The organism is Mesorhizobium sp. M1406 (assembly GCF_040317555.1).
Lineage (GTDB): Bacteria > Pseudomonadota > Alphaproteobacteria > Rhizobiales > Rhizobiaceae > Mesorhizobium.
The window spans coordinates 138758-164849 of the sequence record NZ_JAMYKW010000009.1; the positions used below are offsets into that span (position 1 = coordinate 138758).

Consider the following 26092-nt stretch of genomic DNA (forward strand, 5'->3'; position numbering starts at 1 on the left):
ACGCGAATGTCCGGGGAGCGTCCCGCTCAAACGGATCCGGCTCGTCCCCCACCGGGACCGGCCGTGAAACCGGCGAGGCGCCGCCGATCCTCCGGGATCGGCGTGCCCATCGTCAGGTCGCGTTTCCTGACGATCGCCGTGGCTGTCTTTGTCGGGCTTGGCCTTGCCTGGTGGGCGGCGACCGGACTGGGATTGGTGAAGCCCATCTTCCTGCCGTCCCCGGGCAGCGTCGCGACGCAGATTGCCAAGCTCGCGGGCGACGGCACGTTGTGGCTGGACCTCAAAGCCTCGATGTACCGCATTTCCATCGGTTTCCTCATCGCCTCGGCGCTATCGATACCGATCGGCGTGCTGATCGGCAGTTTCCGTTCCTGGGAAGCGGCCATCGAGCCGCTGGTGGATTTCATCCGCTACATGCCGGTCGTTGCCTTCGTGCCGCTCTCCATCCTGTGGGCGGGCACCGGCGATTCGCAGAAGTTCCTGATCATCTTCATCGGCACCTTCTTCCAGCAGGTGCTGATGATCATGGACAATGTGAAACGGGTTCCCGCCGATTTCATCGGCCTTGGGCGCACGCTCGGCCTGCCGGATCGCAAGATACTGACGCGCATCGTCGTGCCCAGTGCGTTGCCGGGTATCTGGGATACGCTGCGCATCAGCCTGGGCTGGGCATGGACTTGGCTGGTGCTGGCCGAACTTGTCGCGGCGACTTCCGGGCTTGGCTATCGCATCACCGTGTCGCAGCGCTATTTCCAGACCAACACCATCATCGGCTACATCCTGCTGCTTGGCCTGCTCGGCCTCATCACCGACCAGGTGATGAAGGCGCTGGAAAAGGTGTTGTTCAAGCAAGAGGGCCGCTCGCAATGAGGAACGGTCGATGAGCCCCCCCAAATTGCGGATCGCCGGTCTGCACAAGAGCTTCGGCACGGGCGAGCGGCGTAAGGAAGTGCTGCGCGACATCAACCTCGATCTTGCCGACAATGAGTTCGTCTCCCTGGTCGGCACATCGGGCTGTGGCAAGAGCACGCTGCTGTCGATCGTGGCCGGATTGCAGGATTTCGACGCCGGCGATCTCAGCATCGATGGCGCGCCCATCCTGCAGCCGGGGCTCGACCGCGGCGTCGTCTTCCAGTCCTACACGCTGCTCCCCTGGCTGACGGCGCGGCAGAACATCGAGTTTGCCCTCAAGGCCGCCGGCTACGATCGCTCGACCTGCCGCAGCATCGCGCTGGAGCATCTCGAACTCGTCAAGCTGTCGGATAGTGCCGATCGCTATCCGGCCGAACTCTCGGGCGGCATGAAACAGCGCGTCGCCATTGCGCGTGCGCTTTCCTATCGGCCCAAGATGCTGCTCATGGACGAGCCCTTCGGCGCGCTCGATGCGTTGACCCGGCATCAGATGCAGGAGCTGCTGACCCAGATCTGGGAGGAACACAGGTTGACCGTCCTGTTTGTCACCCATGACGTGGAGGAGGCCGTCTATCTGTCGGACCGGATCGTCGTCATGGGGATCGGTCCGGGCCGCATCACGCAGACCTTCAACGTCGATATCGAGCGCCCGCGCCGCGAAGAGGTGATGGAAAGCCCTGCATTCATGGATATACAGCGCGGCGTACACAAGGCCATCCGCGAGGGCTCAAAACGCCCCGAAATGGCGTAGTTGGGCGACTGCGTGAGCGCGGGCGACTGTTCGGGATGTGAAACGTCTGTCTGAATAGGATCGAGAGGCGTCTCATCTGCTGCGCGTCCTCGCCTAATCGCTCTTACTCGGTGAAACCCGTCAGGGCTTCACCGGTGGCCCTATCATCGGCGGCCCCACAGAGCCCCTTTCGATAATAGCGGTTGGCAGGACGAGCCGCTCCGACGGTCGCATTTCGCCCTTCAACCGCCGGATGAGCAATTCCGCGACACTCTTGCCAAGCGCATAGACTGGCTGGTCAATGACGGTAATGGGCGGCGTTGTTACGCTAGTCCAATCTGCATCATGGAAGGTGATCAGCGAAATGTCGTCGGGAACCCGCAAGCCGCGCTGGCGGATCACCCTGAAGATCTCCAGCGCAATGACGCTGTCGGAGGCAAGGATCGCCGTCGGCCGATCTGGCCCGGACAGCAGTTTGTCGGCAACCCTGCGCGTTTCGGCGGGGCTTGTTGCACCAAGGCGAACATAATTTTCCGGCCGATCAATTCCGGCATCTCGGCACACGGTGAGGAAACCGTCGATACGCTCGCGAACCGACGAGGTGTAGATTTGCCCGAGATCGCGGTATTCATGCCCTTCGGCGTCGACTGCGGTCACATAGGCGATGTTGCGGTGGCCGGCGTCCGCAAGAATGCGGGTCGCCCGCATGGCGATGCCGCGATCGTCGACCGTGACGGTATCGACATCCAGATCGGGCAGCGCCCTATCAAGCAGGGCAAGCGGCCGGCCTGAACGATGGATGTCGCGCAGATGCGAGATGTCACGCGATTCCGATGGCGTGACGATCAGTCCGTCGACGCGCTTGCCGATCAGCAGCTTCACAGCTGCCTTTTCCGCCTCGATCTTCTCACCGGAGTTGGCCAGAATGACGTTGAACCCCGCGGCCTTTGCCGCATCGCTAATGCCGCGCACCGCAAGGCTGAAGAACGGGTTCTCGATGTCGCCGACCACCACCCCGATGATGCCGGACCTGCCGGTTGTCATGCTGCGAGCGAGCTCGTTCGGACGGTAGTCCAATGCCTTGGCTGCGGCCATGACGTCCGCGCGGATCATATCGCTGACGACGCCGTATCCGCCGAGCACGCGCGCGGCTGTCGCTTTCGACACGTTCGCCGCGCGGGCGACGTCGCTGACTGTTATCGACCGGGTTTTGGGCGCGGTTGTTTTCATCGGATGAACGACTACAAGAGTTGTTGACGGAAGGTCAATCTGGCGATAACGATTAGCAAAGAGACCGGTCTCACACAATAAGAGACCGGTCTCTTACGCGAATGAACGAGTCCTCAGAGCGTGGAGACTGTCGGCCGCGCAAGCCCGTGGCGGCGACGAACGATGCGAGGCGTGAAATTTACGGGCTCAACGCAAATGCCAAGAACAATAAACCCCAGAGTGGAGAGAAGACATGAGCAGGATTGGAATTCTCAAGTCATTGATATCGCCGATCCAGGTTGGCGCAATGGCTCTGATGGTTGTGTGCATCGGAGCGGGTTTGATTTCGCGGGCCGCGGCGGGTGACAATCCCTATGGTCTCATCGATGCGAAAGTCATCAGCGTCGGTACCATGGGAGACGCCAAACCCTATGCTTTCACCCAGGCGGATGGCACGTTCACGGGGTTCGACATTGAATTCTTTCGAAATGTCGCGAGCCGCCTTGGATTCAAACCGGATCAGGTGATCTTCACCGGTCAGGAGTTCTCGGCGCTGATGCCGTCGGTGGCCAATGAACGCTTCGACGTGGCGGTGGCGGCGATCGGTACGACGGAAGCGCGCAAGAAGACTGTCGACTTTTCGGACGGCTATCTCGCAGGCTATCTCTCGGTGCTCACAGCAGACAAGGCGATAAATTCGGCTGACGGGCTTAAAGGCAAGCGTCTTGGTGTCGTCCAGGGAACATTGCAGGAAATCTATGCAGCGAAGAATTTTGTCGGAACGGATCTCGTGAAATTCCCCGACAACAACTCCGCCGTTTCCGCGCTCAACAATGGAACTGTCGACGCCCATTTCCTCGACTACGAGGCTGCCAAGGACTATGGCGTCCGCTATCCGGACCTAAAGATCGCCGTTAACATCCCCTCCTTCGATGCGCCAGCGGGCTTCGTCGTGCGCAAGGGCAACGACAAGCTTCGCGATGCATTGAACACCTCCCTTCATGCGGCCATGCAGGACGGCACCTGGAAGACGCTTTATGAGAAGTGGTTCCCCGGCTCGCCGATGCCTGACCAATATCTCCCCAAGAAATGAACGAACTCAGCCGCCGGCCCTGATGGCCGGCGGCTGGCGCGCCTCTGGGCGGCGCGAACAGCGCAATGAAAAAGGGGACCGAATGGACTGGCTTGAAAACTTGCGTCGCAGTTTCCTCGACTGGCAAGCCATGGCGGATGTGCTGCCGAGCATGATCACCATCGGATTGAGGAACACCTTGATCCTTGCGGCCGCGTCAACGGTACTCGGTGTTGTTCTGGGGATGATCCTGGCGGTCATGGGCATCTCGCAATCTCTCTGGCTGCGCATTCCGGCCCGGGTCTACACGGATGTTTTCCGCGGCCTCCCGGCGATCGTGACCATTCTGCTGATCGGCCAGGGCTTCGCCCGCATCGGCCGCGAAATCTTCGGGCCTTCGCCCTATCCACTCGGCATTCTCGCCCTCAGCCTGATCGCCGGCGCCTATATCGGAGAAATCTTCCGCTCGGGCATCCAGAGCGTCGAGCGCGGGCAGATGGAAGCCTGCAAGGCGCTCAGCATGAGCTACGGGCAGGGCATGCGCCTGATCGTAATCCCGCAGGGTATCCGCCGCGTCCTGCCGGCTCTGGTCAACCAGTTCATTGGCAACGTAAAGGATTCGAGCCTCGTCTATTTCCTCGGATTGCTTGCGTCGGAGCGCGAGATTTTCCGCGTCGGCCAGGACCAGGCGGTGGTCACAGGAAACCTCTCGCCGTTGCTTTTGGCTGGCGTTTTCTATCTCGTCATCACCGTGCCGTTGACCCATGTGGTCAATTACATCGACAATTCGCTGCGGGTTGGAAAGCAAAAGGCCGGCCTCGTCACCAGCGGTCTTGCCGAGGTGAGCGAACTGGAAAGCGCCATCGGCGGCCCCCCTTCGGAGACCGGCTCCGAAGACCGCTCGGCGCTTCCCCGGTTCAAGGGCGGCAGTCTCGCCGTCAGCAATCTCGACATGGCCTATGGCGACCTAGATGTCCTCAAGGGTGTCAGCCTGATCGTCAAACCCGGCACCGTCACCTGCGTCATCGGTCCGTCAGGGTCGGGCAAGTCGACCCTGCTGCGCTGCCTTAACCGCCTGGTCGAGCCCAAGGGCGGTGATGTGCTGCTCGATGGCGCGAGCATTCTGGCGATGAAGCCCGAAAAACTGCGCCGACGTGTCGGCATGGTGTTCCAGCAGTTCAATCTGTTTCCCGACCACACAGCCCTGGAAAACGTGATGCTGTCGCTGACCAAGGTCAAGGACATTCCGGTGCGGGAGGCCGAGCGCATCGCCGAGGCGCGCCTTGCCGACGTTGGCCTTGCCGCACGCAAACATCATCGTCCCGGCAGTCTTTCCGGTGGCCAGCAGCAGCGGGTGGCAATCGCTCGTGCACTGGCAATGGATCCGGAGGTGATCCTGTTCGACGAGGTGACCAGCGCTCTCGATCCCGAACTGGTGAAGGGCGTTCTCAACCTGATGGCGGACCTTGGCCGGCGTGGCATGACAATGGTCGTGGTGACCCATGAAATGGGTTTTGCCCGCAAGGTCGCCGATCAGGTCATCTTCATGGATGAGGGCCGTGTCATCGAGGCCGGCACGCCCGCTGCGATCTTCGACACTCCGAAAAGTGCGCGCTTGAAGCACTTCCTTGCCGAAGTGCTGTGATCCGCATCATCCCCCGGCCGAGCGACGCGTGGAAACGCCTTCGCACCGGCCGCTCAATCCAGTCTCTACACATTGAAAGAACATCCCATGGCTACATCTCATCCGGTCTCGAAGGTCGTCGTTGTCGGGGGCGGCATTTTCGGCGTCTCCACAGCCGTTCATCTTGCGCGGCTTGGCATCGAAACGATCCTCGTCAATTATGGACCGCTGGCCAACGGAGCTTCGGGGCGCTCGCTCGCCTGGCTCAATTCCGCGCGCAAGCGATCGGCGGAGTATCATCGCCTGCGCATGATCGGTATCGACCGCTACCGCACGCTGTCCGCGAGATATCCGGATGCCGCCTGGCTGCGTTTCGACGGCGGCCTGACATGGGATGCGGACGATGCCTCAAACGAGATCGCCGATGTCTTCGCCCATGAAAAAGGCCTCGGCTATGACGCACAGCACCTGTCCGCAGTTGCCATAGCATCGGTCACGCCTGGCGCTGCCGCAAGCGCTGTCACGCCCCAGGGGGCCATCTTCAATCCGGGCGAAGGCTGGGTCGACCTGCCGTCGCTGATCGATGTATTGATTGCAGAATTCGTGGAGCGCGGCGGGCGGCTGGTCACTGATGCCGGCAGGGCCACGGTCACGGTCGTCGACGGTCGTGCCACTGGCGCCACGACGACAAGCGGCATCGGCTTTCCTGCCGATGCAGTCCTCCTGGCGACCGGCGGTGATGTACCGCGAATGGTTGCGGCCTCCGGCCAACATATCGCAGATGGCACACCGGTCGCGCTGCTGGTCAGGACCAAGCCGGTCAATTTGCCCCTTCGGGCCGTGCTCAACACGCCGCGCGTCGCCGTCCGCCCGACGCCGGACGGAGCTCTTGCGCTCGATTCCGCCTGGTCGGAAGAAGAGGTGGGTGTCAATTCGGACGGTACGTATAGCGTGAAGGATTCGACCGTTCGGGGGCTTCTCGACGAAGCCTCAAAGGTTCTCGACGGCCATCCGAAGCTGGAATTGGAAACCTACGGTGTTGGTCCCAAACCGATTCCCGGCGACGGCGAGCCGGTATTCGGCCAGTTGAAGGACATCAAGGGATACTACCTCGCCTTCAGCCACAGCGGGGCAACGCTTGGGCTAATCGCCGGAGAATTGCTTGCCGACGAAATTGCTACCGGAAGAGAGCACCCGCTCCTTGCAGGCTTTCGGCCAGCTCGGTTTTCTTGAAGATCGTTATGCTGCTGGGAGAAAACCACGTCCTGACGTCGGAACGTTTCCACCAGGCGTTTCTGTTGACCGCCATCATCCCGTTGCTTTCCATTCCCGGCTTTCTGTGCCTGCGCGCCGAGGACGGCATGCAGTTCGACCGCCACGTCAGAGGATCTCGCAAACAGGTCTTCTTCTCAAGGGAGGCACGAGCAGTCGGCGATGTGTCGGCACTGCTCACGTCGCCTTGCCGACCGCTGCGTCCAGTTCCAGCTCGCTCTCCGAAATGTCGTCGAACGAAGCATAGTTCATGTTGTAGAGGCGGGCGTAGAGGCCCTTTCCTGCCATCAACTGCTCGTGGTTGCCGCTTTCGACGATCTCGCCGTTCTGCAGCACGATGATGCGGTCGGCGCCGCGGATGGTGGCCAGACGGTGGGCTATGACCAGCCCGGTACGGCCTTCCAGCAGCGTTATCAGCGCCTTCTGGATCAGCATCTCGGTGTAGGAATCGATGCTGGCCGTGGCTTCGTCGAGCACCAGGATCTTGGCGTCCGCCACCAGCGCGCGCGCAAAACTGATCAGCTGGCGCTGGCCGAGCGAGAGATTGCCGCCGCGCTGCTCGAGTTCGGTGTCGTAGCCATCGGGCAGGTTCTCGATGAAATCGTGCGCGCCGACGGCCTGTGCTGCGCGCACCACCTCCTCGCGGCTGGCGCCGGTCTTGTGATAGCGGATGTTTTCCAGCACCGAGCCGGAGAACAGGAACGGCTCCTGCAGCACCATGGCCACCTGATCGCCGAGCGAATCCTGGGTCAGGTCACGCACGTCGTGGCCGCCGACGAGAACCTCACCCGACCAGACATCGTAGAAACGGTGCACCAGCGCCATCGAGCTCGACTTGCCCGACCCGGTCGGACCGACAAGGGCCACGGTCTCGCCCGGATTGACGCGGAAGGAGATGTTCTTCAGCACCGGCTGGTTCGGCCGGTAGCCGAAGGTGACGTTCCTGAACTCGACCGAGCCGTCCATGTCGCGCGACAACGCCACCGCGCCTTGCCTGTCGCTGACGTCCACCGGCACGTCGAGCACTTCGGAGATGCGCTGGCCCGATGCCATGGCGCGCTGCATGACGCTGTACTGCATGGTGAGCGAGCGGATCGGGTCGAAGAAGCGCTGGATGTAGAACAGGAACGCCACCATGACGCCGATATCGAGGCTGTGCGAGAGCACCATCGAGCCGCCGACGACGATGACGGTCGCCATGGCGACGCCGGTCAGCGTGTCGACGATCGGCACCATCACCTGCGCGTATTTCGCCGACGTCAGATGGGCATTGAGATTGGCCAGCACCTTCTCGTCATAAAGGTCGAAATTGACGTGCTGGCGCTCCAGGCTCTGCACGGTGCGCACGCCGTGGATGCCTTCGGCCAGCGCGCCGTTGGCGATCGAGTTGGTCTCGTGCGCGGCCATGAAGGCGACCTTGGCGCGCGGCAGCCAGAACAGGCGCACGATGAACAGCGCCGGCATGGTCGACAGCGTCAGCAGACCGAGCCGGAAATCTAACCAGAGCAGGACGCTGACGATGCCGAACAACAGCACGATGTCGCCCACCGACATCACCGATGTCTCGAGGAACTCCTGCATCGAATTGACGTCGCCCTGCAGCCGCGACATCAGCCGGCCGACCTCGGTCTTGTCCATGAAGCTTAGCGAGACCCGCTGCAAGTGGCTGAACATGGCGCGGCGCAGGTCGGACAGCACGTTCTCGGCGACCTTGCCGACGACGCTTTCCTGAACATAGCTGGCGGCGTAGTTGATGAGGATGATCGCTGAGAAAGCGCAGATCGCAGCGATCATCACCGACTGGTCGAGCCGGCCTGCCGTCATGCCGTGGTCGATGGCGTAGCGGATGACCAGCGGGATCGCCAGTTGCGTCAGCGTGAACACCAGCACCGCGGCGACCGAGATGAAAATCCGGCTCTGATACGGCTTCACGAAGCTCCAGATACGCCTGACAATGCGCGGGTCGTAGGCCTTGCCGAAAACCTCTTCCTCGTCGCGATGCGAGCCGACGACGGCCTTGGTCGGGCGGCCGCTGGTGTCTTCCTTGTCGTCGTCGCTCTGTGTCGACATTACGCGGCTCCCATAGCCGCAGGCCGGTCATCGTCGGGCCGAAGCTGCAGGTCGTAGAGCGCGCGATAGCGTCCGCCGACCGCCAGCAGTTCCTCATGCGTGCCGCGCTCGACGATGCGGCCGCCCTCGACGAACAGGATCTGGTCGGCATGCATCAGCGAACTCAGCCGATGCGAGATGATCAGCGTGACGCGATCCCTGGCGAAGCGCTTCATCGCCGCCCGGATCCGCTGCTCGGTGCCGGCGTCGATTGCCGCGGTCGAATCGTCGAAGACCAGCACCGATGGCCGCAACATCAGGCTGCGCGCGATGGTCAGGCGCTGCCGCTGGCCGCCGGAAAGCGACGCGCCACGTTCGCCGACGACCGTGGTGTAGCCCGCCGGAAGTCCGATGATGTAGTTGTGCAGCTGGGCGTACTCGGCGGCCTGCCCGATACGGGTCTCGCGCGCCCAGGGATTGCCATAGGCGATGTTGTTCTCGATCGAGGTGGTGAACAGGAACGCGTCCTGTTGCACGACGCCGACGGCCTTGCGCAGCGATTGCAGCGTCACCTCACGGATGTCCTGGCCATCGATGGTGATCGCACCTGAGGTGACGTCATAGAAACGCGGGATCAGGTGCGCGATGGTCGACTTGCCGCTGCCCGGCGGGCCGACAATGCCGATGGTTTCGCCGGACCTGGCCTCGAAGGAGATGCCCGACAGCGTCTGCCGTCCGCCCGCGCCCTCATAGCGGAAGCCGACGTTGTCGAAGCGCAGCACGCCTTCGGTGACGACGAGGTCCTTGGCGCCGGGCGCGTCCTCGATGTCGAGTTCGGCGTCGAGCAGCTCGAACAGGCGGGTGCCGCAGGTCGAGGCGCGCGCGAACGAGTTGACCATCAGCCCGAGCTGGCGCACCGGCATCTGCAGGATGGTCATGAAGGTCAGGAACTGGGCCAGCGTGCCGACGCTGATCTGGCCCGCGATCACCTTCTGGCCGCCGAACCAGAGCACCAGGCCCATGGCGGCCAGGAACGAGAAGTTCATGGCGCTGGTGTTCGAGACGCGGATGTCGACGCGCTGATTGGCAAGCTCCAGCGCCGACAGCTTGGCGCGATCGAATTTTTCCAGCTCATGCCGCTGCGCCGCGAAGGCACGTACGACACGGATGCCGCCGAGATTCTCATCCATCACCCGGCTCAGCACCGAGAGGCGCTCCTGCAAAGTCAGCCAGGTGCTGCGCAGTGCCAGCTGGGTGACAGAGGATCGCCAGGCAACGAAGGGCACGAAGCTCAAGCTGAGCAGCCCGAGCACGAGGTCGGTGCTGATCAGCAGATAGGCGCCGACGCCGATCAGCACGCCGAGCAGCACGACGCGCAGGACGCCTGTGGAAAAGAACATGCGCACGCCGTCGAGATCGAGCAGCCCGAGCGTGATCAGATCGCCGGTGTGGACCCTGTCGTGGAAGGAGAAGCTCAATCGCTGGATCTTCTCGTAGAAAGCCAGGCGCAGTTCATAGCCGGTGCGGTGGCCGACGGCCTCGCCATAGTAGTTCTGCGCCATGGTGAAGAGACCGCGCAGGATGCTGACGACGAGCAGGGTCAGCGCCGTGTTCCACAGCGCCTGCTCCGCAGCAGTGCCGGCGCCCGCGGCCATCACGCCCTGCGCCTGGTCGATGGCGCGTCCCAGCAGGCGCGGAATGAAAAGCTGCAGCGTCGCGGCGATGAAGGTCGAGACGATCGTGATGGCGACCTGCCAGGGATGGCGCAGCGTCATGCGCACGATGCGGAGCAAGGTGCCGAGGCCCTTGCCCCACGAGGCTTCCGCCACATGGGCAAACGATTTGCCGCGCTCCGGCGCGCCGCCGATTGCTTGCGTGTTCAAGGAAAATATCCAAACCAATCCGGACGTTAGCCCGGACTAATAAAGCAGACTCATTTCAGATGGCGCGATGGTACGCGCGTCCGAGTTGACCCTTCAAGAGCCAATTCGGGTATCGCACTGTGCCTGAACGGAAAGTGAGCATGCGACTGTGATCCGGCCGGCACCAGCGGCGGAATCCTGCCGATCTTGAAGGGCGTTGGCCGGACGAGGCCAAGCACCCGGGTGTACGCAAGCGACGGCCGGACGAGATGCAACCAACCGTCCGGCCGGAGTTCCAGTTGCTAGGCAGGTATCAGGACGGCGATACGATGCACACCGACCTCCTTGCTTGTATTCGTCGCCTCGTCGGTCTTGCCCTTGGAGCAGGTGTACATGTCACCTGTCTTGAGCTTGAATTCCTTGTCTGCCTTCTTGATGGTGAACGCGCCGGAAGTGATCGTGCAGACCATGTCGTTGTCCATCACGGTTTGAGGGGCATGTGCTCCGGGCTGAAAGACTATGTCGACAATCGCGATGCTCTTGTAGGCGGGAATGTCGGAGTTGCCGGTGCCGACCTCAACCACCCTGACACCGGGCGCAATCTCCTTGCCTTCCTTCGGGCCGTATTTCTTGACCTTCGCGGACGCCACCAAAGTGAACAGAGGCGTTATCGCGGCAGCCGTCACACCGAGAGCAATTGCAGACCTGCGATTCATGGTTTTCATTGCGTCCTCCCACATGTTAGTCACGAACGATTGTGCATGACTAGGATATATTAGCATAGACGAATGTACTTGTATGCGAGGAAGTGCCCAAGCCCAGCACGGCGGTAGAAACTCCGCGCTTCCGGTTACGGCAAGCCAGCACGCCATGGCAATTTTACATTGCCCCGCCGCAGCCGTCGGAGAGGTTCCATACATCGACGATCTGCTTGCCGTTAAAACCGTGCTCGTGGATTAGGTATTTCGCCAGTCCGCCATACACTTTCCAGCGCCAGCATTGGCAACAGCATGGTCCCTTTTCTTCGGAATTTGCCATCGCATGGTCATAGGCCTGCTGTTCGGCGCCGCTGAGCTGCACTTCGTAGTAAGGCATCATCTTCTGTGCGATGCCCGCCGGAATATCATATGGATCGGTTGGGATCATCGCGATGTCGCGGTATTTGGCCAGGCCGTCGACCTGCTCGACATAGCGCTTCATTTCCATCGGGCTGCAGCAAGAGCCCTTGATCCGCGACGTCGGCGGCATGGTGGCGATCGACTCCGTAAATTTGGCCGAACATGTGCTGTTGCCGTTTTCGCTGAGGTCTTTGAAGCGGCTCGCCAGACCTGGGTCCTCCGCGGCGATCGAATTCGAATCCTCGAGAAAGCCCATAATCGCGGCGGTCCCAAAAATGCCGCCCAGAACCTTTCGTCGACTGGGGTGCGATATCCGGCTCATTTGGCGGCCCTGGCCTGCTCGACCAGGCTCTTCATCGTCGCAAAATCGGTCGCGCCCGGGAAAATCTGGTCGCCGACGACGAAGCCCGCCATGATCGGCGCCACCTGGCGGCTGCGTTGCAATGGCCAGCATGAGGGAACGGGCCATTTTGCCGGAAACTCCGCCGAATTGCCCTGAATTATAGATCATAGGGTTCTCCTTCCTTCGGATGATGCTTCAGAAAAGGTTCTTCAATTTCGCCAGCCAGCCAGCTTCCTGCTCATGATGCGGCCGCTCGATGCTATTGGTCAGCGCATTGATCAAGGTGACGAGATTGATCGGTGCGAAATCCAGGCCATGGAAATTCGCGCGCCAACGGCCCTCCTTGTCGATGACATGCGTGACGATGCCATGTGCCTGAATGCCGTCGTTCGTTTTGGTGAACTTGTGGCCGAAAACTTCCGCCAGCCTGCGGGTGGCATCTTCCGGTTGGTCCGGGGCCGTGGTCAGAAACAACCAATTGACGGGGTCGAGGCCATGCGTTGGCCCGTAGTTGCGCATGATGTTCGGCGTGTCTCGCGTCGGATCGGTGGTGATGCTGACAAAGGTGGCCTGGCCCTTCGTCGGGGTGCCGTTCACCATCTTCTGGATTTCGGCGATTTTCTCGGCATGCAGGGGGCAAACGTCCGTGCACGATGTGTAGATGAAATGGAGGATGATGACCTTGCCACGCAGATCAGCCAGCCGCACCATGTGCCCGTCTGCGGTGCGCAGCGTGAAGTCGGGCGCGGGTTCGTCTATCTGCTGGAAATACTTCTCGTCGCCCTGGAGCATGGCGTCGAGCTCTTCGAGCGAGTGCGCTTGCGCGCCGTGGACGAAGCCCACGATCAGGGCAGCCACGGAAATCAGGCACCGCAGGAAATGCATCCATTCTTGGATACGGACTGGCATCAACTGTTGCCTCTCAGATCGGCGGGCACCGTTGTCGGACCATCGGTGACTTCGTCCGCTTTGGGGGAACCGTCTTCGGCCGGACAGGCGCGACCTGTCATCTTGTGCAGGCCAAGCGCGCACATTGCGACGCAAGGCAAAACGCTGAGAAGCAGCGGTGCGACGCCCGCCGCGACCAGCCAGCTCCAGTTGAATGCAAGGCCTGCGACGATCACGACCGCCGCCAATGCGAGGAAGCCACGCCGGCCGCCGAGATAGTAGCGAATGGAGGCGAGGACATTGCGGTCGAACGAGGCCTCCTTGGCTCGGATCAGTTCTGTAGCGGTCACAGTGAATTCCTCCTCAGTTGGCAGCAAGATGGCTGCGGATGAAGTCGACCATGTCGGGAGCATCCCATTCAGCCGGACCAATCAGGCGGGCGATCTCCTTGCCTCGGCGGTCGATCAGCAATGTCATGGGAAGGCCGCAGGCGCCGAGCGCGAACATCGCCTTGGCCGACGTGTCGATGTTGAGGGCGAGATGCTCGATGCCGATCTCGGCGAAGAACCTTTTCACCTTGTCCGGCCCGCCGCGATCCATCGACAGCGCGACGACCTCGAAGTCCGGCCCGCCGAGTTTGGCCTGCAGCCTGTCGAGCGTCGGCATTTCCTTGCGGCAGGGAGCGCACCACGTCGCCCAGATGTTGAGCAGCACGACCTTACCGGAAAAATCGGCGAGCGTTTTGGGTTGCCCATCGCCGTCCTGGAACTGAATCTCCGGAAGCGGCTGCGGGCTCGCCTGAACAGCAAAATTCTGCGGCGGCTCGCCGGCCGTCGCAGGTCCAGGTACCGCGAGCAGTGCGCCGAACAGAGCGAGAGCGACCATCTTCATAGCTGCCGTTCCCTCAATTCGAGCCGCAGGAACGTCATGGCGAGCCAGGTTCGGGCAGGGTAACCCGACATATCGGCAGACATCGCGATTACCTTTCAATCCGTCGCGTAGACGGTGGGCGCCTTGCCGTCCTTGGTGAAGGCGTAGACGATGAAAGGGCCGGCCTTCTCGCCACCCATGCCGGGGGCACCGGTCGGCATGCCGGCCAGCGTGATGCCGGTGATGGCGGGCCGCTCCGTCAACAGCTTCTTGACGATATCGACCGGCACCAGGCCGTCGACGACATAGCCGTCGACCATCAGCGTGTGGCAGCCTTCGAGGTCCGCCGGCACGCCGGCATCGCTGCTGATCTGGGACAGGTTGTTGACGGGCTTGATGTCGACCTTGAAGCCGTTGTGTTCCAGATAGTTGGCATAAGATTCGCAGCAGCTGCATTGCGGGTTCTTGTACATCACCGCGTTGATGGTCGCCGCGACAGCCGGCAGCGGCATGGCGATCGCGATTGCGAAGGCGGCGAGGGAATAAGTCAGTTTCATTGCAGTTCTCCTTGTTGTCTTGACGTTGTTTGACGAGAAAATCAGGTCACTCGAAACACCGTCATGAGGCCGGCCATCTGGTGGTCGGCGACATGGCAGTGCAGCATCCAGTCGCCGGGATTGTCGGCGACGAAGGCGCATTCGATCGTACCTTGGGAGCCAGCAGCACCGTGTCCTGCCATCGCCGGTGCGGCACCGTCGAGCCGTTGCGCGCAAGCACCAGCATGCTGAAGCCATGGACATGCATCGGGTGCCACCAGGCGGTTTCGTTGCGCATGGTGAGACGACAGGTTGCGCCGCGGGGCAAGGTGAACTGCGGCGCCATGCCGGCGTGGCCGTCACCGGTCATCGACATGCCGTTGATCGCCCAGGCAGCGCCACCCTTCATGCCGGGTGTCGCCATGCCCATCATGCCGCCGACGCCGGCGAGCTTGCCGCCACCCATCATGCCGCCTTGCAGGACGATCTCCTGGCGCTCGGCGCTGGCGAGATCGGGTTGCTGCAGCGGGTTGCGCGGCAGGCCAGGCGGCGTGTCGAGAGGATGGGTCCGAAGCGGCGATGCGGTGTGATAGGCAAGCGTGTTCAGCGTGTAGGCGAGACCGTCGTAGAAATCGTCGATCACCGCGTAACGCTTGCCTGGGTCGCCCTGCATATCGATCACGACGTCGATGCGCATGGCAGGTGCCAGAACAAGGCGGCCGTCCTCCGGTTCATGCGGATCACAGGGCTGGCCGTCGATCGCCACGACGACCGGGCGGTGGCCTTCGAAGCGCAGCGCCATGATGCGGGCGAGCGAGGCATTGGCCAGCCGCAGCCTGACGCGTTCGCCCGCCCTTACGCTCTGGTCGGCCGGCGCCATGCCATTGATGGTGACGACGTTGCCAACGCGGCCGGACATCGCAGCGTCCATCGCGCTGCCGAAGCCGGGCGCCACCTGCCCGTCCTCGGCAAGCCGCCAGTCCTGCAGCAACCACAAGAGGTCGCGGTCGACAGCAACGGGTTCGATCTCCTCGACAATGAGGGCGCCAGCGAGCCCGCGGCCGAGCTGCACAAGGCTGTTGGCATGCGGATGGTACCAGAAGGTGCCGGCGTCGGGCGGCGTGAATTCATAGACGAAATCTGTCCCCGGCTTGATCGGCGGCTGCGTCAAGCCGGGCACTCCGTCCATGGCGTTTTGCAGGCGGATGCCATGCCAATGGACCGTGGTTTCCTCGTCCAATGCGTTCTCGACGGTGATGCGAGTGGGTCGGCCCTGGCGCAGGCGCAGCATGGGGCCGGGGATCGTCCCGTCATATGTCCAGACAGGAGGGAGCGGACCGCCAGGGCCGGTGAAGTTGGCATGGCCTGGCGCGATCCTGATGCGGCGCTCGTCGGCGGTGGATGCTCTTGGCGTTGCGGGATGCACCAGGGCGGCCGCAGCAAAGCCCGCCGCCGCGAGGGCGAACCCGCGGCGTGAAATGGAATGACTGGAATCGATACTCACTCTCAAGCCCTTTGCGATCTCGATCGACGGCGAGCCTTTCGACGTCGAATTGCTGTGCGCCTGCCGGCGCAAAGCGCCAGCGGCAATCAAACGCCGGAAATCAGCCGCGGGATGGCTGAAACGGCGTCAGACGAGATCGGTGGATTTGGGAGGGAATGGGTCGGGCAAGGAACTTCGCCCGTGAAGGAACGGCATCGGCAGCGCCGATGGTTGTTGCACCGATGGAACCACGGTGATGGCGAGGCTTTGAGGGAGCACGGCGAGCACCGGTGCGATGCAGGTCGGCGGACAATGCATCGGTTTGCCGGTGTCGCCCGCGCCCTTGAGGCAGGCGTTGCAGTCGCCATTCATGGCGGTGTCGGCCATCTTGGCCATGCCGGTGTCGGCAGGCATGGTCATGCCGCTGCCAGGTGTCATCATCATCTTCGCCGACATGACGCTCGTCTGAGCGGCAGACAGGCTGAACCCGGCGGTCAGGAATACCGCGAGCAGCATGACAAGGATATGTTTTGGCGACCGGCGTGCCATCATGCATCTAGGCTGGCCTCAAAAGACGGTATTTGCAAGCTGGATTCCAATGCTGCGACAATCCCGGCATCGCATCGCGCCTAAAGAGGAACCGTGCTGTTGCGGGCCTTCGGACTGTCGATGATCCGCTACAAAGCCTGGCCGTGCCGCCAGCAGGCGATCCGATGGCCGGCAGCGACCTCCATGGCTGATGGTTCCGCCTTTCGGCAGTCGGGCAGGACCAGGGGGCAGCGGTCGGCGAAGGAGCATCCTGTGTTCGAGATGCCGGCGGCCTCGATCTCGATTTGAGCGGATAGTGGCGCGGCCTCGTCGGAGGACGCCGCCAGCAGGAGGGCCGTATAGGGGTGATTGGGGCCGTGAAAAATCTGGTCGGATGAGCCGGTTTCGACCAGGCGGCCGCGATAGAGCACGCCGATCCTGTCGGCCATGTAGCGCACGACCCTGAGGTCGTGGCTGATGAACAGGTAGGTGGTGTCCTTGTCGCGCTGCAGGTCGTTGAGCAGGTTGAGGACGGTCGCCTGAACGGAGACGTCGAGCGCCGAGGTCGGTTCGTCGAGCACGACGACCTTCGGCATGCCGGCAAAGGCCCGCGCGATGGCCGCCCTTTGCCGCTGGCCGCCGGACAGCGATCGCGATTTCTGCTCGGCGGTAGTGCTGGCAAGGCGAACCGATTGCAGCAAGTCGCGGACGCGGGCTTTTATCTCACGGCTGCGCAGACCAGCGAGCCGGCGCAGCGGGCGGCCGAGGATCTTGCCGATCCGCTGGCGCGGGTTGAGCGTGCGATCCGGCGACTGGAAGACCATCTGAACGTCGCGGCGTTCGGCAAGGTTCCTCTTCTCGACGCGCGGCGCGACCGTCCTGCCGAACAGTTCGACCGATCCGGCATCAGGCGTCTGCAGGCCGGCGACGATCCGTGCCAGGGTCGACTTGCCGGAACCGGACTCGCCGATCAGCCCGAAGGTCTCGCCCTGGCCGATGTCGAGGTCGACGTGGTGCAGCACTGGCTGGCTGCCGAAGGCATGGCTGATGCCTTTGCAGGCGATCGCGATCCGGCGTTCCTTTGGCGGGCCGGCGTTTTCATTCTGGACCGCGGAATGCGATGGCAGGCCGTCCGTCTCCGCCAGTCTCCCGTTCCGCTTGGTGTAATTGAGCGCCGGGATCGAGGCGATGAGCGCCTTCGTATAGGCGTGAGAGGGGTTGTCGAAAACATCGCCGGCGGCGCCGCTTTCGACCACCTTTCCAGACTGCATCACCGCCACCCGGTCGCAGGAGCGGCGGATCATGTTGATGTCGTGGCTGATCAGCAGGATGCTGGTTTTGTGGTCCTTGCGCAGGTCGGAGAGGATGGCGATGATCTCGGACTGGACGCTGGCGTCGAGCGCCGTCGTGGGCTCGTCCAGCACCAGCAGCGACGGGTTGAGCGCAATCGCGATGGCGATGTTGGCACGCTGCTGCATGCCGCCGGAGAGTTCGTGTGGATAGAGCCCCAGTACCCGCTCCGGATGGCTCACCCGGACCCGCCCGAGCAGTTCGGAAGCCCGCTCGCGCGCCTCGTCGGGGCGAACCGGGCGATGCCGCATGATCGTCTCGGTGATCTGCCGGCCGATCGTCATGCTTGGATTGAGGGCCGCGCCCGGGTGCTGGTAGACGGCGGCGATATGATTTCCCCTGAGTTGGCGCAGCTGCTCGGCGGAGAGGTCGCGGATTTCCTGGCCCTGGAATTCAAGCGCCGACGCCGCGAGGCGGGCATTCCTCGGCAGATAACGCAGTATGGCGAGCGCCACCGAGCTTTTCCCCGATCCCGACTCGCCGACAAGGCCGAGCGCTTCGCCTTCGCCTATGTGGAGCGAGACGCCACTGACGGCAGGATGCGATCCGTCATAGGCGATGGAAAGCTGGTCTACGTTCAGAACCGAGGGGAACATGGGGAGCTTGAAACCACTTTCTTCCAGCGCCGCGATCAAGGGCAATCGCTTCCGCTTTCGCAATGCATTATCTCTATAAAATTACTCGGATTAAGCCGGAGCGCAATCTACCTTTCTAGGATCAGGAGAGATTGTCGCCGCTTGCGCAAGCAGCACGACAAGTCTCCGGAAGCAGATCTGAAAGGAGACCGGCATGGCTCGAGACCACATGATCCTCAGCGCATTCTTCTTCAACCCGCAGGGCGATCATCGGATGTCGTGGCGCCATCCGCGGGCACCGGGCCGGGAGGTGCTGGACTTCGAGTTCTACCGTGATCTCGTGCAGGCGGCCGAGCGGGCCAGGATCGACACCATCTTCGTCGCCGACCACGTGTCGATCTGGGATTCGGTCAAGAGCGGTGTCGCGCACTACGCCAATGCCCGCCTCGAACCGCTGACGCTGCTGTCGGCGCTGGCCGGGGTGACAAAACACATCGGCCTGATCACCACTGCGTCGAGCTCCTACAGCGAGCCCTACAATGTGGCGCGAATGTTTGCTTCGCTCGACCATATCAGCAAGGGCAGGGCGTCGTGGAACGTCGTCACCTCGGCGATGGACGAGGAGGCGCGCAACTTCGGCCGCGACGGCAACATCGAGCATGCGTTCCGCTATGAGCGCGCGGCCGAATTCCTCGATATCGTCAAGGCGCTGTGGGACAGCTGGGAAGACGAGGCGCTGCTGATCGACAAGGCGACGGGCTATTTCGCCGACCCCGACAAGGTCCATCCCATCGATCACAAAGGCAAGCATTTCAAGGTGCGCGGGCCGCTCAACGTCTCGCGGCCGCCGCAGGGCCATCCGCTGATCGTCCAGGCCGGCTCGTCCGAGGACGGCAAGAATTTCGCCACCGGCCAGGCCGATGCGCACTTCGCCATCTACAGCACCAAGGAGGATGGCATCAAATATCGTCAGGATATCAACGAGCGTCTCGCCCGCCACGGCAGGCGGCCGGAGAGCTTCAAGATCCTGCCCGGCATCCTGCCGATCGTCGCCGCCTCCGAAGCGGAAGGCCGGGAAAAACAGCAGTATCTGCAGACCTTGCTGCCCGATCAGGTCGGCATCGACCTTCTGTCCAGTTGGAGCGGGCTGGACCTGTCGGTGTTCCCGCCGGACGGGCCGCTGCCGCCGCTGCCGGACGAGAGCACCTTCAATGGCGGGCGCACGTCGCTCAACCGGGTCAAGCAGTGGGCGAAGCAGAATCTCAGCCTGCGCGAGATTGCCCGCAAGCTCGCCAACAGCGGTTCGGTGCCGACCGTCGCCGGCACGCCAAGACAGATCGCCGACCAGCTCGAGGACTGGTTCGTCTCCGGTGCCGCCGACGGCTTCAACCTGATGTTCCCGCTGCTGCCGGAGGACTGGGTGAACTTCGCCGAAAAGGTGGTGCCGGAACTGCAGCGCCGTGGCGTCTTCCCGACCGAATACGCGCCCGGAACGCTGCGCGACCGCTTCGGCCTGGCGCGGCCCGCCAACCGCTTCGCCGAGCAGCGCGACAATGCGCGCGCCGTGTCCTGACCGGGAGAACGATCATGACCGTCGCGCCAAGATTGCAGCCGCGTGAAGCGACCGCTCCGCAGCTCGTCAATATCCTGCACAGCCCCAAGCGCGTGCGCGTCAAGTTCGATGGCCGCGTTATCGCCGACAGCCGCAACGTGCTGGTGCTGCGCTCCAACCATTTCCTGCCGATCTATTTCTTCCCGCCGTCAGCGGTAGACCCGTCGGTGCTGAAGCCTTCGCTGCATCGCGAACCGCATCCCGTCGGTGGCGAGACGGCCTATTGGGATATCGACAGCGGTGTCAGGCGCAGTGCCAACGCGGCCTGGGCGTTCATCTCGCCGCCGGATGAAAACCTGGCGTCGCTGGCCGGGCGCATCGCCTTCACCTGGAAGGCCGTCGACCAATGGTTCGAGGAGAATGAGGAGGTCTTCGTCCACGCCCGAGACCCTTATGCGCGTATCGATGTTCTGCAAAGCACGAGCCATGTGCAGGTTTGGTTCGACGGCGAGCCGATCGCCGACAGCCATCGTCCAGTGCTGCTGTTCGAGACCCATCTGCCGACGCGCTTCTATCTGCCGGCGGAAGACATCCGGCTGGAGCGGCTGACAGCATCCGTCACAACGACGCGATGTCCCTACAAGGGCATCGCCTCGTACTGGTCGGGCCTGCTGAGCGACGGAACGGTGCGCCCGGACATCGCCTGGAGCTACCGGGATCCCATAGAGGAAATGCCCAAGATCAAGGGCCTCATCGCCTTCTATCCGCAGGCCGTCGACCGCATCCATCTCGACGGCGAATCCGTCGCATAGGTTTTCAATCTTCATTTCAGAGCAGGGGTTTAACATGACCAAACGCAGGGATATCGACGCACTCCGCAATCTTTCGGGGGACGTCTGGAATGTCGCCGTCGACGAATATCAGGGCGGCTTTCTCAAGCGCCGCGATCTTCTGAAATATGCCGCACTGCTCGGCCTGACCGGCTTTGCCGCCTCGCAGGGGCTTGGAGGCGCGCGCGCCGCGGCCGCCGCCGGCGGCACGGTGCGTGTCGGGCTCGGCCAGCCGACCAAGGTGATCAATCCGGTTTCGGTCACTGATCCGGCCAGCATCGGCGTGATCAGCCAGGTCGGCGAATATCTGATCCTCGACGACCCGAAGGACGGGCTTCAGCCGAAGCTCGCTCTGTCCTGGGAAGCCGACGAGACCGCCAGCCGCTGGACCTTCAAATTGCGGCCTGGGGTGAAATTCCACGATGGCCGCGCGGTCACGGGCCGGGATGTGGTGGCGAGCTTCGAGCGGCTGGTCGATCCGGCCAGCGGCTCGTCGGCGCTCTCCGCCTACAAGGGCATCCTGTCCAAAGGCGGCGCCAAGCTGGTCGACGACGAGACGGTCGCCTTCGATCTCGACGGTCCGAACAGCAACTTCCCCTTCTATGTCTCCTCCGACGTCTACAATGCCGTCATCCTGCCGGCCGACTATGCCGGCGATTTCGAGAAGAATTTCAACGGCACCGGCCCGTTCAAGCTCGAATCCTTCCGCCCCAAGCAAGGCGCCAGCTTCGTGCGCAATGAGGATTATTGGGGCGACAAGGCGCTGCCCGACCGGGTCGAAATCAAGTTCTTCGACGACGAGCAGGCTTAGGTGCTGGCGCTGCAGGCCGGCCAGCTCGATGTCATCCCGAGCACGACGCGCCTGGAGCTGGCGATCGAGGGCAATCCCAATTTCAAGCTGCTGAGCGTGCAGGCAAGCTCGCACGACCAGGTGCATCTCAGAACCGACCAGGCGCCGTTCACCGACAAGCGCATCCGCCGCGCGCTGGCCCTCACCATCGACCGCGAGGCGGTGGTCAAGGGCCTGCTGAAGGGCCGCGCCATCGTCGGCAACGACACCCCGTTCGCGCCGATCTTCCCCTCGGCCGATCCGTCGGTGCCGCAGCGCAAGCAGGACATTGCGGAAGCCAAGCGGCTGCTTGGCGAGGCGGGCGTGCCCAACGGCTTCGAGGTGACGCTGACCACCGAACGCGCCTATGACATTCCCGACTATGCGGTGATCATCCAGAACTTCGCCCGGAAGGCCGGCATCGACGTCAAGCTCAATGTCCTGCCGCAGGACGCCTATTACGGCTCGGCAACCTTCGGCAGCTCGCCCTGGCTGGATTCGGTTCTCGGCATCACCGACTACGGCCATCGCGGCACGCCCGACATCTTCCTCAACGCGACGCTGAAGAGTTCGGGCGCGTGGAACGCGGCGCATTTCAGCAACCCGGCCTATGATGCGCTACTGCTCGACTACTCGAAGGCGCGTGATCTGCAGGCACAGCGCCTTGTTGCCGGCAAGATCCAGACCTTGCTGCTCGATGAGACGCCGGCGATCATCAGCTACTTCTCGCAATACAGCCGCATCGTCAGCTCGAAGGTCGAGGGCGTGCGCTTCACCGCGATCTCGCATCTGCTGCTCGATCGCGTTTCCTTCGTCCAGGCATGATCGCGACATGCTGACCGGCCGCATTCTGTCAGCGCGTGTGGGCACACTTGTCCTCACGCTGTGGCTGGTCAGCATCCTGGTGTTCTTCGCCGGGCAGGTTTTGCCCGGCGATGTCGGCCGCGTCATGCTCGGGCCGTTTGCCGACGCGCAGGCCGTGGCGGAACTGAACAAACGGCTCGGCGCCGACCAGCCGGTTCTCGTCCAGTACTGGCTCTGGTTCAGCAAGGCCGTCACAGGCGATTTCGGCACCTCGCTGTCGATGCGCGCGCCGGTGGCCCCCTTCGTGCTGGAAAGCCTCAAGCGCTCCGCGGCCCTTGCCGGCATTATCTTGATCTTTCTCATTCCGCTCGGGGTTGGCGGCGGTGTCATCGCCGGTCTCAACGCCGGCCGCATCATCGACCGGCTGATCGTGATGGCGGGCGTTTCCTTCGGCATCGTGCCGGATTTTGTGTCCGGCCTGATGCTGCTCATCGTTTTCGGCCTGTGGCTGAACTGGTTTCCGATCTCAGGCGTTGCGCCAGATGGCGCGGGCTTCTGGACGCATGGCTATTATCTGATCCTGCCGGCGCTGCCGCTGGTGCTCAATCTTGCCGGCTACATCGCCCGGATGACACGGGCAGGGGTGATCGAAGCGATGGCCGCCGACTACACACGCACCGCCGTCCTGAAAGGGCTCGAGCCGGGCGAGATCATCCTTCGGCACGTGCTGCGCAATGCGCTGACGCCGACCATCGCGGTGCTGGCGACGCAGACCGGATACATGCTTGGCGGGCTGGTGGTGATCGAGGCGCTGTTCGGCATCCAAGGGCTTGGCAATCTGGTTCTGAACGCGGCCAAGGCGCGCGATTTCCCGATGCTCGAGGCGGGCGTGCTGGTGATGGCGGCAATCTTCGTGCTGTCGGCGGCGGTGGGCGACCTGGTGCTGGCCTTGCTCGATCCGCGGCAACGCCGTCGGACCTCGTCATGACGGATCTGACGGAGTCTCCCGCACCACGGCGCGCCGTGGCCGGCTTTCCGGCAGTGCGCAGGATCCGCGGTGCTTTCCCTGGACTGCCCCCATCGGTCGTGATCGGAACGCTGCTGCTGCTGTTCTGGGTCGTATGCGCGGTATCAGGCAATCTCTTCGTTCCCTATGATCCCTATGCCGAGGATTTTCTGGCGACGCTGACGCCGCCCGATGCCTTGCATTGGTTCGGGACCGATCAGCTCGGCCGCGACGTGCTGTCCCGCATTATCGTCGGATCGCGCGATATCCTGCTGGTCGCGCCGCTGGCGACGCTGGCCGGCGTTGCAGCCGGCAGCATCATTGGCCTGGTGCTCGGCTATTTCGGTGGCCTCACCGATGCCATCGGCGCGCGGCTGCTCGATACGCTGATGGCGTTTCCGTTCATCGTTCTCGTCACCATGACGCTGGTGGCGATCGGGCCGTCGAACCCGACCGTCATCCTGGTGATCGGCATCGCCTACGCGCCGTTGGTGGCGCGCACCGTTCGCGCCGCCGTGCGCGAGCAGAAGGAGCGCGACTATGTCAGCGCCGCCCGGCTTGGCGGCGAAGGCCCGCTTGCCATCATGTTCCTGGAAATATTGCCCAACATCAGGGAGACGATCCTCATCGAGCTCGTCACCCGGCTGGGCTACGCGTTCTTTTCGATCGCGACGCTGAGTTTTCTGGGCCTCGGCATCCAGCCGCCGTCGGCCGATTGGGGACTGGCCGTCGCCGACGGCTACGGCTTCCTGACCGGCGGCAAATGGTGGGTCGTCGTGTTCAATTCCGCGGCAATCGTCTCGCTGGTGATGGCGACCAACCTCATCGCACAAGGCATCGGCGCTTTCGAAAATAGCGATGCATGAGCCTTAATCCGCGCGCCGGAAAACGTCTTTTGCATTGAAGCCTGGCGCGCATCCTTATATCGCATGGCTATGAAGAAAATCGGTTTCCTGTCGTTCGGGCACTGGACGCCCTCGTCGCAATCGCAAGTGCGCTCGGCATCGGACGCGCTTTTGCAATCCATCGAGCTGGCCGTCGCCGCCGAGCAGCTTGGCGCGGACGGGGCGTATTTCCGCGTGCATCATTTCGCCCGCCAGCTCGCTTCGCCGTTCCCGCTGCTGGCGGCCGTCGGCGCCAAGACCAGCCGCATCGAGATCGGCACCGCCGTCATCGACATGCGCTACGAGAATCCGCTCTACATGGCGGAGGATGCGGGTGCCGCCGACATCATCGCCGGGGGGCGTCTCCAGCTTGGCATCAGCCGCGGCTCGCCTGAACAGGTGATCGACGGCTGGCGCTATTTCGGCTACGCGCCGCCGGAAGGCAAAAGCGACGCCGACATGGCGCGGCATCACGCCGAGGTCTTCCTCGACACACTGCGCGGCGAGGGGTTCGCACAGCCCAATCCACGACCGATGTTCCCCAACCCGCCTGGCCTGCTGCGGCTCGAGCCGCACTCGGAGGGTTTGCGCGAGCGGATCTGGTGGGGCGCGGCCACCAACGCGACTTCGGAATGGGCGGCGAAGCTCGGCATGAACCTGCAAAGCTCGACGCTCAAATTCGACGAGAGCGGCAAGCCGTTCCACATCCAGCAGGCCGAGCAGATACGCATCTATCGCGAGGCCTGGAAAGCGGCCGGCCACAAGCGCGAGCCGCGCGTCTCGGTCAGCCGCAGCATCTTCGCGCTGGTCGACGATCGCGACCGCGCCTATTTCGGACGCGGCAACGAGAGCCGCGACCAGATCGGCTTCATCGAGGAGAACACGAGGGCGATCTTCGGCCGCAGCTACGCCGCCGAGCCGGACGTGCTGATCAAGGAGTTGGCTGAGGACGAGGCGATCGCCGAGGCCGACACGCTGCTGCTCACCGTTCCGAACCAGCTCGGCGTCGACTACAATGCGCATGTCATCGAAGCGATCCTGACCCATGTCGCGCCTGCGCTGGTCTGGCGCTGACGTTCGGATCAAGGCGGATAACTCCAGGGAGGTACACCATGGCGAAGAGAGCGCTGATCGCCTGGGGCGGCTGGGAGGGCCATACGCCGGAGCAGAGCGCGAAGATCGTTCGCAACCTGCTTGAACGCAATGGCTTTGACGTCACGCTCGGCCAGGGCACGGCGGTGTTCGCCGATCCGGAGTTGGCTTCCTTCGATCTCATCGTGCCTGTCATAACGATGTCGACGATCGAGAAGGCCGAGCTGCAGAACCTGACGTCGGCCGTTCGCCAGGGCAGTGGGCTGGGCGGCTTTCACGGCACGATGGGCGATAGTTTCCGCAACGAGCCCGACTATCAGTTCATGACCGGCGGCCAGTGGATCGCGCATCCCGGCGATATCATCGACTATACGGTGGCCGTCACCAGGCCGGATGACCCGATCACATCGGGCATCAGCGATTTCGCCTACCGGTCGGAGCAGTATTACATGCATGTCGACCCGAGCAACGAGGTGCTGGCCACGACCACCTTCACCGACGCGCATTTCCCGGGGATAGGTGGCGTCGTCATGCCGGTCGTCTGGAAGCGTCGCTATGGCGCCGGAAAGGTTTTTTACAGTGCGCTGGGGCATAATGCCGACGAGTTCGCGGTGCCGGAGATGGCGCTGATCGTCGAGCGCGGCCTTGTCTGGGCCGCCCGTTAGAGGGCACGA

22 protein-coding genes and 2 pseudogenes are annotated in these 26092 nt (G+C 62.9%); 12 read left to right on the top strand and 12 right to left on the bottom strand.

Annotated elements, in window-relative coordinates; translation table 11 throughout:
• The first annotated feature begins 6 nt into the window (after positions 1-6).
• Complete coding sequence (locus NKH03_RS11305) at positions 7-870, top strand: ABC transporter permease (RefSeq protein ID WP_502913505.1); 864 nt, start codon at positions 7-9, stop codon at positions 868-870.
• A gap of 10 nt (positions 871-880) precedes the next feature.
• Entirely contained in the window at positions 881-1663 is a 783-nt protein-coding gene (locus NKH03_RS11310; protein ID WP_352968416.1) for an ABC transporter ATP-binding protein, read from the top strand.
• A gap of 120 nt (positions 1664-1783) precedes the next feature.
• On the opposite strand, the gene NKH03_RS11315 is transcribed toward NKH03_RS11310, so the two are convergent.
• Positions 1784-2872 carry a LacI family DNA-binding transcriptional regulator gene (locus NKH03_RS11315; protein WP_352873696.1) on the bottom strand — a complete coding sequence of 363 codons (1089 nt, stop codon included), beginning with the start codon at positions 2870-2872 and terminating at the stop codon, positions 1784-1786.
• A gap of 286 nt (positions 2873-3158) precedes the next feature.
• On the opposite strand from NKH03_RS11315, the gene NKH03_RS11320 reads away from it, so the two are divergent.
• From NKH03_RS11320 to NKH03_RS11330, 3 genes are all read left to right on the top strand, one after another.
• Positions 3159-3944, top strand: coding sequence for an ABC transporter substrate-binding protein (locus tag NKH03_RS11320; RefSeq protein ID WP_502911087.1), 786 nt, complete (start codon positions 3159-3161; stop codon positions 3942-3944).
• An 82-nt stretch (positions 3945-4026) separates the two neighbouring features.
• Positions 4027-5568 carry an amino acid ABC transporter permease/ATP-binding protein gene (locus NKH03_RS11325; RefSeq protein ID WP_352968417.1) on the top strand — a complete coding sequence of 514 codons (1542 nt, stop codon included), beginning with the start codon at positions 4027-4029 and terminating at the stop codon, positions 5566-5568.
• A gap of 87 nt (positions 5569-5655) precedes the next feature.
• Positions 5656-6780 (top strand): NAD(P)/FAD-dependent oxidoreductase, encoded by a 1125-nt coding sequence (locus NKH03_RS11330; RefSeq protein ID WP_352968419.1) that lies wholly within the window; start codon positions 5656-5658, stop codon positions 6778-6780.
• Between the two features lie 216 nt (positions 6781-6996).
• Here NKH03_RS11330 and NKH03_RS11335 read toward each other — a convergent pair whose 3' ends face one another.
• The 11 genes and pseudogenes from NKH03_RS11335 to NKH03_RS11385 all read right to left on the bottom strand — a co-directional run bounded on the left by NKH03_RS11335 (position 6997) and on the right by NKH03_RS11385 (position 18487).
• Entirely contained in the window at positions 6997-8889 is a 1893-nt protein-coding gene (locus NKH03_RS11335; RefSeq protein ID WP_352883208.1) for an ABC transporter ATP-binding protein, read from the bottom strand.
• Positions 8889-10751 (bottom strand): ABC transporter ATP-binding protein, encoded by a 1863-nt coding sequence (locus NKH03_RS11340; RefSeq protein ID WP_352968420.1) that lies wholly within the window; start codon positions 10749-10751, stop codon positions 8889-8891. The genes NKH03_RS11335 and NKH03_RS11340 overlap by 1 nt, the downstream gene beginning before the upstream one ends.
• A 281-nt stretch (positions 10752-11032) precedes the next feature.
• A complete protein-coding gene (locus NKH03_RS11345; RefSeq protein WP_352968421.1) occupies positions 11033-11455 on the bottom strand; it encodes a hypothetical protein in 423 nt (140 codons plus the stop codon).
• 154 nt (positions 11456-11609) lie between these two features.
• The gene (locus tag NKH03_RS11350; protein ID WP_352968422.1) at positions 11610-12359 is read right to left on the bottom strand and encodes a hypothetical protein; all 750 of its coding nucleotides are present in this window, start codon (positions 12357-12359) and stop codon (positions 11610-11612) included.
• A gap of 27 nt (positions 12360-12386) precedes the next feature.
• Positions 12387-13100: an SCO family protein gene (locus NKH03_RS11355; protein WP_352968423.1), complete on the bottom strand. Its 714-nt coding sequence runs from the start codon at positions 13098-13100 to the stop codon at positions 12387-12389.
• Positions 13100-13429 (bottom strand): hypothetical protein, encoded by a 330-nt coding sequence (locus NKH03_RS11360; RefSeq protein ID WP_352968424.1) that lies wholly within the window; start codon positions 13427-13429, stop codon positions 13100-13102. Before NKH03_RS11360 ends, NKH03_RS11355 begins: the two co-directional genes overlap by 1 nt.
• A gap of 13 nt (positions 13430-13442) precedes the next feature.
• Entirely contained in the window at positions 13443-13970 is a 528-nt protein-coding gene (locus tag NKH03_RS11365; RefSeq protein WP_352968426.1) for a TlpA family protein disulfide reductase, read from the bottom strand.
• A gap of 95 nt (positions 13971-14065) precedes the next feature.
• Positions 14066-14506: a DUF411 domain-containing protein gene (locus NKH03_RS11370; protein WP_352968427.1), complete on the bottom strand. Its 441-nt coding sequence runs from the start codon at positions 14504-14506 to the stop codon at positions 14066-14068.
• A 41-nt stretch (positions 14507-14547) separates the two neighbouring features.
• Positions 14548-15989 (bottom strand): annotated as a pseudogene (locus tag NKH03_RS11375) (multicopper oxidase family protein).
• Between the two features lie 126 nt (positions 15990-16115).
• The gene (locus tag NKH03_RS11380; protein ID WP_352968428.1) at positions 16116-16520 is read right to left on the bottom strand and encodes a hypothetical protein; all 405 of its coding nucleotides are present in this window, start codon (positions 16518-16520) and stop codon (positions 16116-16118) included.
• A 125-nt stretch (positions 16521-16645) separates the two neighbouring features.
• Positions 16646-18487, bottom strand: a complete 1842-nt coding sequence (locus tag NKH03_RS11385) for a dipeptide ABC transporter ATP-binding protein (protein WP_352968429.1) — start codon at positions 18485-18487, stop codon at positions 16646-16648.
• Between the two features lie 148 nt (positions 18488-18635).
• On the opposite strand from NKH03_RS11385, the gene NKH03_RS11390 reads away from it, so the two are divergent.
• The 7 genes and pseudogenes from NKH03_RS11390 to NKH03_RS11420 all read left to right on the top strand — a co-directional run bounded on the left by NKH03_RS11390 (position 18636) and on the right by NKH03_RS11420 (position 26083).
• Complete coding sequence (locus tag NKH03_RS11390; protein WP_352968430.1) at positions 18636-19994, top strand: LLM class flavin-dependent oxidoreductase; 1359 nt, start codon at positions 18636-18638, stop codon at positions 19992-19994.
• A 14-nt stretch (positions 19995-20008) separates the two neighbouring features.
• The gene (locus tag NKH03_RS11395; RefSeq protein WP_352968431.1) at positions 20009-20785 is read left to right on the top strand and encodes a DUF427 domain-containing protein; all 777 of its coding nucleotides are present in this window, start codon (positions 20009-20011) and stop codon (positions 20783-20785) included.
• Positions 20786-20819: 34 nt separating this feature from the next.
• Positions 20820-22457 (top strand): annotated as a pseudogene (locus NKH03_RS11400) (ABC transporter substrate-binding protein).
• A 7-nt stretch (positions 22458-22464) separates the two neighbouring features.
• The gene (locus NKH03_RS11405; RefSeq protein ID WP_352883218.1) at positions 22465-23424 is read left to right on the top strand and encodes an ABC transporter permease; all 960 of its coding nucleotides are present in this window, start codon (positions 22465-22467) and stop codon (positions 23422-23424) included.
• Positions 23421-24308, top strand: a complete 888-nt coding sequence (locus NKH03_RS11410; RefSeq protein WP_352968433.1) for an ABC transporter permease — start codon at positions 23421-23423, stop codon at positions 24306-24308. Before NKH03_RS11405 ends, NKH03_RS11410 begins: the two co-directional genes overlap by 4 nt.
• 69 nt (positions 24309-24377) lie before the next feature.
• The gene (locus NKH03_RS11415; RefSeq protein ID WP_352968447.1) at positions 24378-25400 is read left to right on the top strand and encodes an LLM class flavin-dependent oxidoreductase; all 1023 of its coding nucleotides are present in this window, start codon (positions 24378-24380) and stop codon (positions 25398-25400) included.
• 38 nt (positions 25401-25438) lie between these two features.
• On the top strand, positions 25439-26083 hold the full coding sequence (locus NKH03_RS11420) for a ThuA domain-containing protein (RefSeq protein WP_352968434.1): 645 nt from the start codon (positions 25439-25441) through the stop codon (positions 26081-26083).
• Positions 26084-26092 lie beyond the last annotated feature (9 nt).